Below are 14,787 nucleotides of genomic sequence, written 5' to 3' on the forward strand. Positions count from 1 at the left end.
CTAGCCGGCGCAAGCGCGATGATTACCGATGTCACGCCGCGAGCGCATTTTCACACGCCTTCATCGTCAGTTCGAGCGAACGGACACGCGCCTCTGGCTCGAAGGTCGCGCCGCATAGCATGATCTCGTCTGCGCCGGTGCGCTGGATGAAGGCGGCGATGCCCTCGCGCACTTGCGTCGGCGTGCCGACAGCGGCGGCCTGGCCGAGATGGGCGAGCATCGCCTGCGCGCTGGCGGGGAGCGTGTCGGTGTAGTCTGCGACCGGCGCTGGTAGCTTGCCGGGGTTGCCGCTGCGCAACCGCACGAAGCTTTGCTGCTGGCTGGAAGCGATCAGCCGTGCTTGCGCTTCGGTCTCGGCGGCAAAGACGTTCATCGCCACCATCACATGGGGACGTTCGAGCGCGTCAGAGGGCTGGAAGTCGCGGCGATAGACCGCCAGCGCGGCATCGAGATGATCGGGCGCGAAATGGGCAGCAAAGGCATAGGGCAGGCCGAGCTTGGCAGCGAGCTGGGCGCCGAACAGGCTCGATCCCAGCATCCACAGCTCGATCTTCGCGCCCAGCCCGGGTGTGGCCGTGATCGGCAGATCGTAATCGCCTGTCAGCAGCGCGCGCAGTTCGACCACGTCCTGGGGGAAATATTCCGACGCCTGGTGCAGGTTCTTGCGCAAGGCCTGCTGCAATTCCGGCCCCGCACCCGGCGCGCGCCCCAGCCCGAGGTCGATCCGGCCCGGGAACAGCGCGTCCAATGTGCCGAACTGTTCGGCGATCTGGAACGGTGTGTGATTGGGCAACATGATCCCGCCCGATCCGATGCGGATGCAGCGGGTGGCATTGCCGATATGGGCCAGCACGACCGATGTCGCCCCGCCCGCAATTCCATCCATCGCATGATGTTCGGCGACCCAGAACCGCTTGCATCCTGCCGCTTCCGCCGCGCGAGCAAGATCGGTGGTGGCGGCAAAGGCTTCTGTCAGCGTTCCGCCCTCGCGGACGGGGACGAGATCAAGCACGGAAAACGCGGTCATGCGGAAGGTTCCTCCTCGTTGGTCGTTGTCGGTGCGGGCACGGTTTCGGCTGGGTCGAGCTGGGCTAGATAGTCCCGCGCGGTGGCGGCGGCGAGGCTTTCGGGCTGGAGTTCGATGACCGATTGCCAGCTTTGGCGCGCTGCCTCGTCGTGTCCGGCAAGCACCGCGATAACCCCGGCTTCCAACCCGATTTCCGGATTGGTCGGCGCAAGCCGCGCGGCCTGCTCGATCGCTTCCTGTGCAAGGCCGAGCCGATCGAGCCGCCGCAGCAGCGTAGCCTTCAGCAGCCAGCCCTCACTCCTTTCAGGCATTAGGGCTGTTGCCTCTTCAAGCGCGGAGAGCGCTTCTTCGCTGCGCCCGAGTGTCACCAGCACCCGCGCAACATCGATCGCCGCCAGCGCCTGCAGCGGCGCTGAAGCCGCTGCCCGGGCATCCTGCTGCGCCTGCCCCAGCAAGCCGAGCGCGTCCGCCGGATCGCCGCCCGCCAGCGCGGCATTGCCGGCCATGCTCGCAAACCTCGCGCGGATGCGCGCTTCATCCGCCGGGGTTTCGTCGCGGGCAGCAAGGAAGGCCGTGCGGGCATCATCCCACAGGCCCAGTTCGGTCGCCGCCATGCCCAGACAGTGATTGGCGAGCACCCGGTCCGGCCCGGTGACCTCACTGCGACGGATCTGCGCCATGGCATGCGCCCGCGCGGCGTCTTCGGCCAGCTGGTCAAGACAGCGCACGAGCCATGCGCTGGTGGGGTTGAGGCTTTCCTGCTCTGTCTGCGTCTGCGCGCTCGGGCGTGGCGGCCGGTCGCGCACCAGATCATCGCCCTGCATCGCCCCGGCCATGGGATCGGGACCAACCTGGAGCAGCAGGGCGAGGAGAATCGACACGCGTTTTATCCGTAGAAACCGGCCACGACGGCCTTGAGAATGGCAATGTCGCTGTCCCGCGACAGACGGTGGTCGCCGTCCTTTATCAGGGTTACCTGTACATCATCCGAACGCAATCCGGCAGCGAGGCGCAGGCTCACCTCCCACGGCACGTCATCGTCATGCTGGCCGTGGATCAGCCGCACCGGGCAGGCGAGGTCGATCACGCCACCGAGCCGCAGGTGACATTCCGCATCGGCAAAAAAGCCGGGGTGGGTCGGGGTCGGTTCGGGGCCGTAGGGGTTCCGCTGATACAGCGTTTCACCACGCGCCAATTGTGTGCGCTGTGCCTCGGTATAGCCCCAGTGGGTGAAATCGGGTGCAGGCGCGATGCCGACAAGACCGGCCAGCTGTTCCGTCAGCCGTTCCGCCACCAGCAGCATCAGCCAGCCACCCATTGATGACCCCGCCAGCACCACCGGCCCCGCAACATAAGATGCGATCAGCGCCAGCACCTCGTCGCGCCAGCGGCTGAGCGTGCCATCGGAAAAATCGCCCGCGCTCGCGCCGCAGCCAGAATAGTCCAGCAACAGGCAGGCGCGGCCCGCTGCCTCAGCCTCGGCGAACAGGGCTGTTGCCTTGCCACCTGCCATGTCGGACATGTAGCCCGGCAGGAAGACCAGCGTCGGGCCCCCAAAACCTTCGGCTCCGGGCGTGTGGCGGAAGGCGATCCGGCGGCCATCATAAAGGGTATGGTGCATGACTTGGCTCATGCCGATCACCATGCCTTGCATGGCCGCGTAAAGGCAACCACAGTGAACAGGCGCGACCGTCGATAGCATTGTCACTATTGCGCAACGGGAGAGGGATAAGCGCCAAAATCATGATCAAGACCGACCCGCCCGCCGGCATCCCGGCTGCTTCGCCTTCCGCGCTTACCCGCCGCGGCCTGTTCACCCTTGCCGGAGCTTCGGCGGCACTGGCGGCTGCGCCGCTGGCGGCGCGCAGCTTCGGCAGCGGCTTCACCCACGGGGTCGCCAGCGGCGAGCCGGGCCAGAACAGCGTGCTGCTGTGGACGCGCTATGTCGGTGAACAGAGCACCGATCTTGCATGGCAGGTCAGCGAGAGCGAGGATTTCTCGGCGCCCGTGGCCGAGGGCAGCGTGAACGCCAGCGACAGCCGCGACTGGTGCACCAAGGGCATCGCTTCGGGGCTTCAGCCGGGGCGCTGGTATTTCTACCGCTTCATCGCGCCTGATGGCACCTCCTCGCCCGTCGGCCGCACCCGGACCTTGCCCGAAGCCGGGATCCAGAAGTTCCGCCTCGCGGTGTTCTCCTGTTCGAATTTCGGCTTTGGCTGGTTCAACGCCTATGGCCACGCGGCCGAGGCCAACGATGCCGATCTTGCGGTGCATCTGGGCGATTACATCTACGAATATGGCGCGGGCACCTATCCCGATCCGGCCCAGACCAGTGGCGAGAGGGTGCTGGCTCCGGCCAACGAGATCGTCACGCTGACCGATTACCGCCTGCGCTACGCGACCTACCGCGCCGATCCCGATTTGCAGCGCCTGCATCAGGTGCTCCCCATGATCGCGGTGTGGGACGATCACGAAAGCGCGAACGACAGCTGGAAAGGCGGCGCGGAAAATCACCAGCCCGACACCGAGGGCGAGTGGGAGGTGCGCAAGGCCATCGCCAAGCGGGTCTATCGCGAATGGATGCCGGTCTCGGATGAACCCTATGCCGCCTATCAGGTCGGTGACCTTGCCACCCTGTTCCGGCTCGACACCCGGCTGGAGGGGCGCGAAGAACAGTTCAGCCTGGAAAAGCTGCTGGCGGGCAAGCGCGATCCCGAGGCCGTGATGGCCGCGCTCACCGCGTTCCGCGATGGCGACTGGGCCGATCCAGAGCGGCAATTGCTGGGCAAGGCGCAGGATAACTGGCTGGCCGGAGGGCTGGCCGCCTCCACCGCCAGCGGCACGCACTGGCAGGTGCTGGTGCAGCAGGTGCTGATCGGCAATCTGAAGACGCCCCGCGCGCTCACGCAGCAGATCGGCGATGGCCTGCCCGACTATATCCGCGACCGGCTGATGGCAGCGGCAGCGGCGAGCGCGGCAGGCCTGCCGTCCAACATGGATGCATGGGACGGCTATCCCGCCGCGCGCGACCGCGTGTTCGCTGCGGCGCTCAATGCCGACGCCAATCTGCTGGTGCTGGCGGGCGACACGCACAATGCCTGGGCCTTCGATCTGGCACATGACGGCGCAAAAGTCGGCGTGGAACTGGGCGTGTCCTCGGTCAGCTCGCCGGGGTTTGAAACCTATCTCGGCTTCCTCCCGCCCGAAACACTGGCAGGCGCGCTGGTGGCCGAGAACGAGCAACTGGTGTGGGCCGATACGGCGCAGCGCGGCTATATGATGGTGGAACTGACCCCCACCCGCGCGGTGACCGAATACCGCTTCAGCGCCGGGATCAAGCAGCGTTCGACCAAGCTGGCAGGGACCAAGCGGATCACCACCGAGAAGGGTTCGGGGGTGCTGTCGGTCTAATCGCGGCTGAAGATTGCCTCGATTGGCAGGCCAAAAAGCTCGGCAATGGTGAAGGCGAGCGGCAGAGAAGGGTCGTAGCGGCCCTTTTCGATGGCGTTGACACTCTGGCGGCTGACACCGAGCCGGTCGGCGAGATCCTGCTGGCTCCAGTCACGCTCGGCACGCAGCACCTTGAGGCGGTTGTTCATATCGCTCCCCAAGTGCCATAGCGCAGCCGGTTCGCCACCGCACCGATTCCGAGGCCGAAGAACCACGCGACCGCCCAGTAATACGCATCGAGATGCTGCACGACGTCGGCAGATTCAAGGAAACCCCAGACCGAAGCGGCACACATGGCAAAGCCGGTGGCGATCAGCGATTGGCGGATCACCAGCATGCGCAGGAATTCGTCCTGTTCTTCCACGATCAGGCGCCCGACTGACCAGAAGATGCCGACAACGGCGAGACCGGGCAACAGTGCGAGAAAAGTTCGCAAGACCGGGTGAACGTCGCCCTGCTTGACGGCAAAGGTCATGATGCCCAGCACGACCAGATAAAGGAAGGTGAACACCGCGACCCGCTTCATATAACGGCGTTGGGCTTCTCCCTTCGCACCGCAGCCTCCCGATCGCGCGTCGCTCCTGCGATTGGCGGCGGTAATCATCGGCAGCACAAGGGCAAAGGGCAGGATCACCAGAATATAAAGCGGTGCCCCCTCGACCGCGCCGGTCGTGCCGAGCGCCGCCACGACGAGATAACTGGCCAGCATCAGCCCTCCCCAGAACAGCGGGCCGCGCCCCAGCACGCCCGCGCTGGCGGTGCCGCCGGTCACGATTCCGCCCTCCGGCCGCAGGTGCCCGAGCCCGAACGACTCAGCGAAAGCACGGCTAGGATCGGTAGCAGGAACATGAACAGCTTTGCGGTGTCCTCAGCAATCAGCCCGCGCGATCGCAACAGCGCGACAATCAGGATGGCGGCGGCCCATATCAGGGCTTTGACGATGTTGGACATTAGACAAGCTTCCTTTCATTTATGGAAAGCATGCTTGTCATTCTGGAGTCAACTTGTCAAGGGCCCTTTCCATTTTGCGCGCCAAAACCATCCTTGCTGCAGGGCTTTCATCGACTTGCGGGTGACAAACCCCTGATGGACGACTATCTATTCGGTGCATGGCCAAGCTGCTGACCACCACTGCCACCACCACCACCCGGACTATCCGGGGGCGGAGGGCCGTGCGTTAAGCGCAGCGCCCGCCGCCCGGTTCGGGGCGGCGCGGTGTTCTCCCCTGACCGGTTAACGTTCAACACCGCTCTTCCGGTGCGCCTCTGCTTGTGGCAGGGCGCGGCCAAACCAGACGGAATTGCACGATGACCGAACTGCTCAAGATCAGCCTGCCCGATGGATCGGTGCGCGAAGTGCCCGCCGGCAGCACCCCTGCGGATATTGCCGCCGCGATTGGCCCCGGCCTCGCAAAGGCGGCGCTCGCCGCGCGGGTGAACGGCGAATTGCGCGACCTTGGCCGCCCGTTCGAGGGCGATGCCGAACTGGCTCTGGTCACCGCTCGCGATGAAGCCGATGCGCTCGAACTTGCCCGCCACGATTACGCCCACGTGCTGGCCGAGGCAGTGCAGGCGCTGTTCCCCGGCACGCAGATCACCTTCGGCCCTTCGACCGATGATGGCTTTTACTACGACGTCAAAGCGCCCGAGGGCCGCGAGCCGTTCAGCATGGACGATCTGCCCGTGATCGAAGACGCGATGCGCGCCATCATCCGCGCCGACAAGCCGCTGCGCCGCGAAGTCTGGAGCCGCGAGGCTCTGATCGCCAAGTGGGAGGCCGACGGTGAGACCTTCAAGGCCGAATGGGCCAAGGAACTGCCCCCCGGAGAAAACGGCGCCGAGGAACTCACGGTCTATTGGTCGGGCAACGACTGGCTCGACATGTGCCGCGGCCCGCACCTGCCTTCGACCGGCAAGCTCGATCCCGATGCCTTCAAGCTCATGCGCGTCGCCGGGGCCTATTGGCGCGGCGACCAGAACAACGCGCAGCTAACCCGCATCTACGGCACCGGCTGGCTCAACAAGAAGCAGTTGAACGCCCACCTCACCCGGCTGGAGGAAGCCGCCAAGCGCGATCACCGCAAGCTGGGGCGCGAGATGGACCTGTTCCACTTGCAGGAAGAGGCGCACGGCAGCGTCTTCTGGCACCCCAAGGGCTACCGTATCTGGCGCGAGCTGGAAGCCTATATGCGCCGCAAGATGGACGGCGCAGGCTACCGCGAGATCAAGACTCCGCAGGTGATGGACGCGCGCCAGTGGGAACAATCGGGCCACTGGGGCAAGTACCGCGAAAACATGTTCGTGATCCCTGACGAGGTCCCGAACGTGGATGATGAAGGCCCTGTCATCAGCGGCGAAGCTCAGTGGATGGCGCTCAAACCGATGAACTGCCCGGCGCATGTGCTGGTGTTCAAGCAGGGCATCACCTCATACCGCGATCTGCCGGTCCGGCTGGGCGAGATGGGCTGCTGCCACCGCAATGAACCCCACGGCGCGCTGCATGGGCTGATGCGGGTGCGCCAATTCACGCAGGACGATGCGCATATCTTCTGCACCGAAGGCCAGGTCGTGGCCGAAGTGCAGGATTTCATCGCGCTGGCCGATTCTGTCTATCGGGATTTCGGTTTCACCTATGACATCAAGCTGGCGCTACGCCCCGATCAACGGTTTGGCTCTGACGCCGATTGGGACAAGGCCGAGCAGGAATTGCGCGACGCGCTGACCGCAAACGGGCTCGAGTGGGAAGAACTCCCCGGCGAAGGCGCGTTCTATGCGCCCAAGCTCGAATGGCATCTGACCGACGCGATCGGGCGCACATGGCAGGTCGGCACGATCCAGTCCGACCGGGTGCTGCCCGAACGGCTCGATGCGCATTACATCGGCGAGGATGGCGACAAGCACCGCCCGGTCATGCTGCACCGCGCGATCTTCGGCAGCTATGAACGCTTCATCGGCATCCTGATCGAACACTTCGCCGGGCGGATGCCGGTGTGGCTCGCCCCGGTGCAGGCGGTGGTGGCGACGATTGTGTCGGACGCGGATGATTACGCCCGCGATGTAGAGGCGCAGTTGAAGGCGGCGGGCCTGCGGGTCGAAACCGATCTGCGCAACGAAAAGATCAACTACAAGGTGCGCGAACATTCTCTGGCGAAAGTCCCGCACCTGCTGGTGGTGGGCAAGCGCGAGGCTGACGAAGGCACCGTCGCAGTGCGCACTTTGGGCGCGGAACATCAGAAAGTGATGAGCCTCGCTGATGCCATCGCCCTGATCCGCACCGGGGCGACCCCGCCCGATCTGCGCGACTGAACGCGCAAGATATGGAACTGATCGGCGGCTTTACCGCGCTGCAAATCGCAGTCGCGCTGGCGGCGGCGTTGGGCGCGTCGTTCGTGCGCGGACTGACCGGGTTCGGCATGGCTATCCTGCTGGTGCCGATCCTGGCGCTGGCCTTGCCCCCGGTGGCGGCGGTGGTGCTGGGCAATTGCCTCTCGCTGCTGATCGGCCTGACCGAACTGCCGCGGCTGGTGCGCGATTCCGAGCGCAGCGCGTGGACAATCTCGGCCATGGTGGTGCTGGCGACGCCGTTTGGCCTTGTTGCGCTGGCAGCGACCGGGGCCGACGTGGCGCGGCTGGTGATTGCGCTCATCGCTTTCAGCGCGTTCCTCGCCATCCTGTTGCCGCGCCGTTCGGGCGCGGTGCCGGGGCGGCTGGTCACCGGCGCGGTTGGCGTCGTGAGCGGGCTGATGACAGGTTATGCCGGGATGCCCGGCCCACCGGTCGTACCCTATTATGCGGGCCGCGCATTGCCGCGCGTCACCATCAAGGCTTCGATGCTGCTGATCTTCACCTTCGCAGCAGCAGCAGGGCTTGCAACGGCGTGGTGGCTGGGTTTGCTCCGCCTCGATCTTGCGCTGTTCGCGCTGCTGATGCTGCCGGTGATCCTGATCGGCAACCGGTTGGGCACGAGCGTTTCGGGCCGGATCAGCGATCCGGTCTGGCGTGCAGCGGTAGGGCTGGTGCTGGGCGGTGCCGCGCTGGGGGCCTTGGCGCGGCTGCTCTAAATCAGAATGGCAGCGGCTGCCGCGCGAGGATCAACGCCGCTGCGCTTCCGAGCGCGATCAGGCTGCGCGCCCAATCGGTCAAATCAAGATGGACAAGGCGTCCGGTGGCAGCAGAGGCCGGGGCAACAAGGGCGATCGCACGATTCATAACCCGCACCATCGCCCCAAGTTGCTAAGGAAAGGTTAAGCGGCGGGCGGCGCGGCGGGCATCTGCTGGCTGGCGCAGTGAAAACCCCCTCCACCTGCCAGCACGGCACCACCCGGCAGGCCGATGGTCTCCCGATCGGGGAACAGCGCGGCAATCGCGGCCACGCCCTCGGAATCATGCGGTGAACCAAAGGTCGGCACCACCACCAGATGCGAGGTGATGGCGAAGTTCACATAGCTGGCCGGTTCGATCACGCCGTCGCGCTTGATCAGGCTGGGCGAGGGGATGCGCACGACCTCGACCCCGAACGCCTTGGCGCGGGCCACTGCATCGTCGTAGATCGCCGCATTGGGATCGTTCGCACCAGTGGCTTGCGGTACGACCAACCGGTTTGGGCCGACAAAGCGCGCAAGATTATCGACATGGCCATCAGTATGGTCGTTGATCAGGCCATCGCCCAGCCACAGCACGCGGGTGAAACCCAGCTGTGCGGCCAGTTCGGCCTCGATTCCGGCGCGGTCCATCTGCGGGTTGCGGTTGGGGTTGAGCAGGCATTGTTCGGTGGTGGCGACCAGCCCGGTGCCATCGCCATCCACTGCCCCGCCTTCGAGGATCATGGCTGAGGTGGCAGTCCGCAGCCCCGCGTCGCGCGCCAGTTCCGCGCCGATTTCCTGATCGCCCGGCATCAGGTACTTGCCGCCCCAGCCGTTGAAGCTGAACCGCCGAGCGGCGCGTTCTCCACCCTCGAACACCACCAGCGGCCCGGTGTCGCGCAGCCACACATCGCCATAGACCCGCCGTTCGAGCGTCACCTTCGCGCTGACGAGCTGGCGCGCACGCGCTTCGTTGGCCTCATTGCGCACCAGCAGCCGCACCGCCTGCCCGCTTTCCGCTACGGCATTGGCGAAACCGGCCATCTGCTCCTGCGCGGGTTCGAGCCAGCCGGGCCATTCCTCAGCCAGATGGGGAAAGCCGATCCACAGCCAATCCTGCGGCGCCCATTCGGGCGGCATCAACGCGGTCATGAGATGATCAACAGCCCTTTTCAGCCGCCGCGCAGGCTTGATCGCGCACACCCTTGAACTCGTCGCCCTCGTTCCAGTTGGGCCAGCTGGTGCTCATCGCGATGCTGCGACCGATGCGGTAGAACAGCTGCAGGTCGCCCATCACGCCTGACCAGTCCCAGTTCGCGTTATATTCGTCCTTGGGGCCGTGGTAGCGGTTCTCGGTATAGTCGGCCGCGACCTTCGCCCCGGCCTCGCGCCCGCCTTCGACCAGATCCTCGCCCCCGTCGATATAGAGCATCGGCACGCCCTCCTTGGCGAAGGCGAAGTGATCCGAGCGATAATAATACCCGGCTTCGGGCTTGGGATTGGGCGTCGCCACGCGGCCATCGGCCTTGAGCGCGGCATCGAGGAAGCGATCAAGCTGCGACTTGCCCGGGCCGACCACGGTCACGTCCCTGGCAGGCCCCGCCACCTGAAACGCATCCATGTTGATCCCGCCCACCGTCTGCGCCAGCGGATAGAGCGGGTTTGCGGCATAGTAATAGGCACCGAGCAGGCCCGATTCCTCCGCCGTCACGGCGAGGAATACGAGGCTGCGGCGCGGCGGGCCGGCCTTGGCATGGGCTTCGGCCAGTGCGACCAGCGCGGCGGTGCCGGTGGCATTGTCGACCGCGCCGTTGCAGATATTGTCCCCGTCAGGCGCGGGCGTGCAGCGCCCGAGATGGTCCCAGTGCGCGGTGTGGAGCACATATTCGTCTGGCGCCTCGCTGCCGGGCAGGATGCCGATGATGTTGTGCGAGGTGAAGCTGCGGAAGTCACTTTCGAAGCTGGTCGAAGCGCTCATGCCCAAGGGCACAGCCTCGAAACCCTTCTGCTTGGCCGCCTTGCTCAACGCATCCAGATCCTGTCCGGCAGCCTTTAGCACTTCGCGCGCCACATCTTTCTGCACCCAGCCGTTCATTTGCGTCAGCGGCGGCGCATTGTCGCCGCGCTGGGCATAGGCCTGCGGGCCGGTCCATGAACTTTCCACCACGTTCCAGCCATAGCTGGCAGGCGCGGTGTCGTGCACGATCAGCGCGCCCGCCGCGCCCTGCCTTGCGGCCTCTTCATACTTGTAGGTCCAGCGCCCGTAATAGGTCATCGCCTTGCCGCCGAAGGGGCCGTCCAGCCCTTCGGTCTGCCAGTCGGGATCGTTGACGAGGATCACCACCGTCTTGCCCTTGACGTCGACGCCTGCGTAATCGTTCCAGCCCTTCTCGGGCGCGTTGATGCCATAGCCGACAAACACCAGATCGCTGTTGGCAACCTGGGTCTTGGCTTCCTCGCGATAGGTCACGCCGACCCATTCGCTGCCGAAATCAAAGACCAGATCGGTCTCGCCATTGGTGATGGTGAGCGGGGCGTAATTCTTGCCGGTGATCTCGATCAGCGGGACTTCCTGCAGCCACGAATCGCCGTTGCCGGGCTTCAGCCCAGCCTTTTCGAACCGCTCGGTCAGCAGCGCGATGGTCTTTTCCTCGCCGAGGGTGCCGGGCATGCGGCCTTCGAATTCGTCGCTGGAAAGGATGCGGGTGACATCCTTCATCGTTTCTTCCGAAATCACCCCCGCTTCGACCTCGGGGATGTCGAGCGCGATCTCGCCGCCGCCCATGCCGGGGATCGCGTCGCAGCCGGTCAGCGCGATTGCGCCAGCAGCAATGATCCCGATAGTGGCTAGTCTGGTGCGCATGGCTGGCTTTCTCCCGTTCGGGCCGGTTGGCGTGCGGGCCTCAATTGCAGAGCGCAAGGCGGCGCGCAAGCATGCGGCCTTGCGAGCGAGGCAAAGCGCGGCCAGAGAGGCTCGTGATGGGAGAGACGAGCCAAGCCGACTGGGACAGAGCGCTCCGCCGCGCCCGCGCCCACGCTCCGTTTCTCGCCCGTGCGCTTGAACGGCAGCCGCAACTGGCGGAACTGCTCGCTGGCGGAAAGGGCGAGGCGGCGCTGGCATGGGCGCGGTCGCAGGGCGAGCATCCCGATGTCGAGGTGGCGCTGCGGCGCGAGCGGCTGGCGCTGGCGACTGCTGTGGCGCTGTGCGATCTTGCCGGGGCCTTGCCGCTCGCGCGGGTGGTTGCCAAGCTGACGGATTACGCCGACCGTTCGTTGGACCGCGCAATTCGCGCCGCGATCGCCGAGCGCACCGGCGAGGACAGCGTGGATGGCTTTATCGCGCTGGCGCTCGGCAAGCAGGGTGCGGGCGAGCTCAACTACTCCTCCGACATTGACCCGATTTTCCTCTACGACCGTGACCGCCTGCCGCGCCGCAGCACCGATGATCCGGGCGAGGCGGCGCAGCGCTATGCACGGCGGATCGTTGCGTTGCTGTCAGGCAATACCGATGATGGCTATGCGCTGAGGGTCGATCTGCGCTTGCGGCCCGCAAGCGAGATCAGCGCGCTCGCGGTTCCGATCGGCACTGCATTGACGCATTATCAGGGTCAGGCGCTGGCGTGGGAGCGTGCGGCCTTTACCCGCGCCCGCGCCGCCGCCGGTGACATTGACGCAGGCGAGGATTTTCTTGGCCTGATCCGGCCCTTCGTCTGGCGCAGCCAGCTCGATTTCGGCGCGATCGAGGAGATCCGCGCCTTGACCCAGCGCATCCGCGATAGCCACCAAGGCCCGCCTACGCCCGGCCCCGGCTTTGACCTCAAGCGCGGCCGCGGCGGCATCCGCGAGATTGAATTCTATGCCCAGACCCACCAGCTGATCCATGGCGGGCGTGACCTCTCGCTCAGGGTGCGCGGCACCCGTGCGGCGCTTGACGCGCTGGCTGCAGCAGGCTGGATCAGCGTGGAGAATGCAGCTGCGCTGGGCGAGACCTATGATCGGCTGCGCGAACTCGAACACCGTTTGCAGATGGTGAATGACCGCCAGACCCATAGCCTGCCGGAGGGAGAGGCGCTCGACAATGTCGCGCAGCTTGACGGGCTGGCGGACGGAACGGCGCTGGTAATGGAACTCACCGAAATTACAGAGCGCGCCGCGCGTATCTATGAAGAACTGATCGGCGCGCCCGAGGCACCGCTGCTCCCGGTGGCCGAAGTGAGCGACCTTGTGCAGCAACTCGGCGCGCTCGGCTTCGAGGAGCCGGAAACAGTGGCTGAACGCATCGAGAGCTGGCGCGACGGGCGCCATGCTGCGATCCGTTCGCCGCAGGCCGTGGCGGCGTGGGACCGGCTGTGTCCGGCACTTCTTGAAACCATGGCGGCGAGCGATGATCCCATGCGCGCCCTCACCCGCTGGGAGCGCATTCTCGAAAGCGTGCCGAGCGCGATCACCACTTTTCGCCTCCTCGCCGCCCGCCCGCATCTGATTGACCGGCTGGTGGCCGCGCTCACGCTTGCTCCGGTGCTGTCGGACGAACTGGCGCGTAAGCCTGAGCTGCTCGACACCCTGCTCGACAAGCACGCGCTCGACCTGCCGGGTGATATTCCCGCTATTGTCGCGCGAATGCGGGGCGCAGCTGTGCGCGAGGATTACGAGGCGCTGCTCGATGCGATCCGGGTGATCACCGGCGAGATCCGCTTTGCGCTCGGCGTCCAGCTGATCGAGGGGTTAGCCGATCCGCTCGATATCGCCCGCGCACTGTCGCGCACCGCCGAGGCAGCGCTGATGCTGGCAGCGGAGGCGACAGCAGAGGAATTCGCTCTCAAACATGGCCGTGTGCCCGGCAGCGAGCTGGTGGTGCTGGGCCTTGGCCGGCTCGGCGGCGGAGCGCTGACCCATGCCTCCGATCTCGATATCGTCTATCTGTTCACTGGCGATTTCGCCGCGCAGTCGGACGGGCCGCGCCCGCTGGGAGCGACGGTCTATTACAACCGCCTTGCCAGCCGGGTCAGCGCCGCGCTTTCGGTGCCGACGGCGCAGGGCGCGCTGTACGAAGTTGACACGCGGCTGCGCCCCCAGGGCAATCAGGGGCCATTGGCGGTGAGTTGCGAGGCTTTTGGCAAATACCAGCGCGAGGCCGCGTGGACGTGGGAGCACATGGCGCTCGCCCGCGCGCGGGTGCTGTTCGGTTCCGCGCAGGCACGGGCCGAACTGGAAGCAGTGCTGGATCAGGTCTTGCACGCCCCGCGTGACAAGGCGGCGCTGCGCGAGGCGGTTCTGACCATGCGCGCCGAAATGGCCCGCCACAAGCAGCCGGGTGGGCCGTTGGATGCCAAGTTGCTGCGCGGCGGGCTGGTGGATTGCGAATTCCTTGTCCACTATCTGCAACTGAAGGGCGAAACGGCGGAGGGCGCGCCGCTTGGCGACAGTGTACCGCGGGCGCTCGACCCCGATATCGCCGTAGCGCTTGAAGGGCTCGTCGCGGCAGGACTGCTGCCCGCTGACATGGCCGCTCCGCACGCGCTGATGAGCAGGATGCTGGTCGCCGGGCGCCTGCTCGCCCCCGATGGGCGCGAGCCTCCGCCGGGCGGGGCGCTGGCGTTGGCGCGGGCGTGTGACTGCCAAACCTACTCTGATCTTCTGCGATCCTTCGGGCAAGCGCGCGAGAGGGTTGCAGGCGTTTGGAAACAAATCCTCGGGACGGACATTCTCGAAGGCGAACAGGAGACCGATTGATGAGCGATTTTCCCAAGGTGGGCGACCAGATCCCCGATATCGCAATGGAGACCCCCGAAGGCGGCAGCGTGAAGCCGTCCGACTTTGCCGGCTCGAACCTGGTAATCTTCTTCTACCCCAAGGATGACACCCCGGGCTGCACCACAGAGAACAAAGACTTCTCAGCGCTGAAGGATGAATTCGCAGCGGCGGGTACGAAGCTGCTCGGGGTCAGCAAGGACCCGGCGAAAAAGCATGCCAGATTCATTGCCAAGCACGGGCTTACCGCGCCGCTTGCCAGCGATGCCGAGGAAGGTGGATTGTCCGACGCGCTCGGCGTGTGGGCGGAAAAGCAGATGTACGGCAAGACCTATATGGGCATGGTCCGCTCGACCTATCTGGTGGATGCCTCGGGAAAGATCGCGCAGATCTGGGACAAGGTGAAGGTCAAGGGCCACGCCGAGGAAGTGCTGGCTGCGGCCCAGCAGCTCTGAAAACATCCGCTGTGACGCCGCCA

Annotated in this window: 13 protein-coding genes; 5 read left to right on the forward strand and 8 right to left on the reverse strand. The window is 65.6% G+C overall.

Annotated elements, in window-relative coordinates:
- Nucleotides 1-31: 31 nt before the first annotated feature.
- From BUA05_RS13425 to BUA05_RS13435, 3 genes are read right to left on the reverse strand one after another with little or no spacing between them, the layout of a single operon-like run.
- Entirely contained in the window at nucleotides 32-1,027 is a 996-nt protein-coding gene (locus BUA05_RS13425; protein WP_072675532.1) for an LLM class flavin-dependent oxidoreductase, read from the reverse strand.
- Complete coding sequence (locus BUA05_RS13430; RefSeq protein WP_245790204.1) at nucleotides 1,024-1,908, reverse strand: tetratricopeptide repeat protein; 885 nt, start codon at nucleotides 1,906-1,908, stop codon at nucleotides 1,024-1,026. Before BUA05_RS13430 ends, BUA05_RS13425 begins: the two co-directional genes overlap by 4 nt.
- 5 nt (nucleotides 1,909-1,913) lie before the next feature.
- A complete protein-coding gene (locus BUA05_RS13435; protein ID WP_072675568.1) occupies nucleotides 1,914-2,660 on the reverse strand; it encodes an alpha/beta fold hydrolase in 747 nt (248 codons plus the stop codon).
- 110 nt (nucleotides 2,661-2,770) lie between these two features.
- On the opposite strand from BUA05_RS13435, the gene BUA05_RS13440 reads away from it, so the two are divergent.
- Nucleotides 2,771-4,438 (forward strand): alkaline phosphatase D family protein, encoded by a 1,668-nt coding sequence (locus BUA05_RS13440; RefSeq protein WP_072675533.1) that lies wholly within the window; start codon nucleotides 2,771-2,773, stop codon nucleotides 4,436-4,438.
- Here BUA05_RS13440 and BUA05_RS13445 read toward each other — a convergent pair.
- Genes BUA05_RS13445 through BUA05_RS13455 form a run of 3 tightly spaced genes read right to left on the reverse strand, consistent with a single transcriptional unit; the run spans nucleotide 4,435 to nucleotide 5,428 of the window.
- Entirely contained in the window at nucleotides 4,435-4,626 is a 192-nt protein-coding gene (locus BUA05_RS13445; protein ID WP_072675534.1) for a helix-turn-helix transcriptional regulator, read from the reverse strand. The two genes, BUA05_RS13440 and BUA05_RS13445, sit on opposite strands and share 4 nt — an antisense overlap.
- The gene (locus tag BUA05_RS13450) at nucleotides 4,623-5,249 is read right to left on the reverse strand and encodes a hypothetical protein (RefSeq protein ID WP_245790205.1); all 627 of its coding nucleotides are present in this window, start codon (nucleotides 5,247-5,249) and stop codon (nucleotides 4,623-4,625) included. The genes BUA05_RS13445 and BUA05_RS13450 overlap by 4 nt, the downstream gene beginning before the upstream one ends.
- Complete coding sequence (locus tag BUA05_RS13455; RefSeq protein WP_072675535.1) at nucleotides 5,246-5,428, reverse strand: hypothetical protein; 183 nt, start codon at nucleotides 5,426-5,428, stop codon at nucleotides 5,246-5,248. Before BUA05_RS13455 ends, BUA05_RS13450 begins: the two co-directional genes overlap by 4 nt.
- A 356-nt stretch (nucleotides 5,429-5,784) precedes the next feature.
- On the opposite strand from BUA05_RS13455, the gene thrS reads away from it, so the two are divergent.
- Both thrS and BUA05_RS13465 read left to right on the forward strand, forming a co-directional pair.
- On the forward strand, nucleotides 5,785-7,782 hold the full coding sequence (gene thrS / locus BUA05_RS13460) for a threonine--tRNA ligase (protein ID WP_072675536.1): 1,998 nt from the start codon (nucleotides 5,785-5,787) through the stop codon (nucleotides 7,780-7,782).
- Nucleotides 7,783-7,793: 11 nt separating this feature from the next.
- Complete coding sequence (locus BUA05_RS13465) at nucleotides 7,794-8,537, forward strand: sulfite exporter TauE/SafE family protein (protein ID WP_072675537.1); 744 nt, start codon at nucleotides 7,794-7,796, stop codon at nucleotides 8,535-8,537.
- Between the two features lie 183 nt (nucleotides 8,538-8,720).
- Here the strand turns inward: BUA05_RS13465 and BUA05_RS13470 are convergent, their stop codons facing one another.
- Complete coding sequence (locus tag BUA05_RS13470; protein ID WP_084662718.1) at nucleotides 8,721-9,710, reverse strand: agmatine deiminase family protein; 990 nt, start codon at nucleotides 9,708-9,710, stop codon at nucleotides 8,721-8,723.
- Between the two features lie 7 nt (nucleotides 9,711-9,717).
- A complete protein-coding gene (locus tag BUA05_RS13475) occupies nucleotides 9,718-11,421 on the reverse strand; it encodes a M28 family metallopeptidase (protein WP_072675538.1) in 1,704 nt (567 codons plus the stop codon).
- A gap of 116 nt (nucleotides 11,422-11,537) precedes the next feature.
- On the opposite strand from BUA05_RS13475, the gene glnE reads away from it, so the two are divergent.
- The gene (gene glnE / locus BUA05_RS13480) at nucleotides 11,538-14,291 is read left to right on the forward strand and encodes a bifunctional [glutamate--ammonia ligase]-adenylyl-L-tyrosine phosphorylase/[glutamate--ammonia-ligase] adenylyltransferase (RefSeq protein WP_072675539.1); all 2,754 of its coding nucleotides are present in this window, start codon (nucleotides 11,538-11,540) and stop codon (nucleotides 14,289-14,291) included.
- The gene (locus BUA05_RS13485) at nucleotides 14,291-14,764 is read left to right on the forward strand and encodes a peroxiredoxin (RefSeq protein ID WP_072675540.1); all 474 of its coding nucleotides are present in this window, start codon (nucleotides 14,291-14,293) and stop codon (nucleotides 14,762-14,764) included. Before glnE ends, BUA05_RS13485 begins: the two co-directional genes overlap by 1 nt.
- Nucleotides 14,765-14,787: the final 23 nt, after the last annotated feature.

Source organism: Erythrobacter sanguineus, assembly GCF_900143235.1.
In the GTDB taxonomy this organism is placed as follows: Bacteria; Pseudomonadota; Alphaproteobacteria; order Sphingomonadales; family Sphingomonadaceae; genus Erythrobacter; species Erythrobacter sanguineus.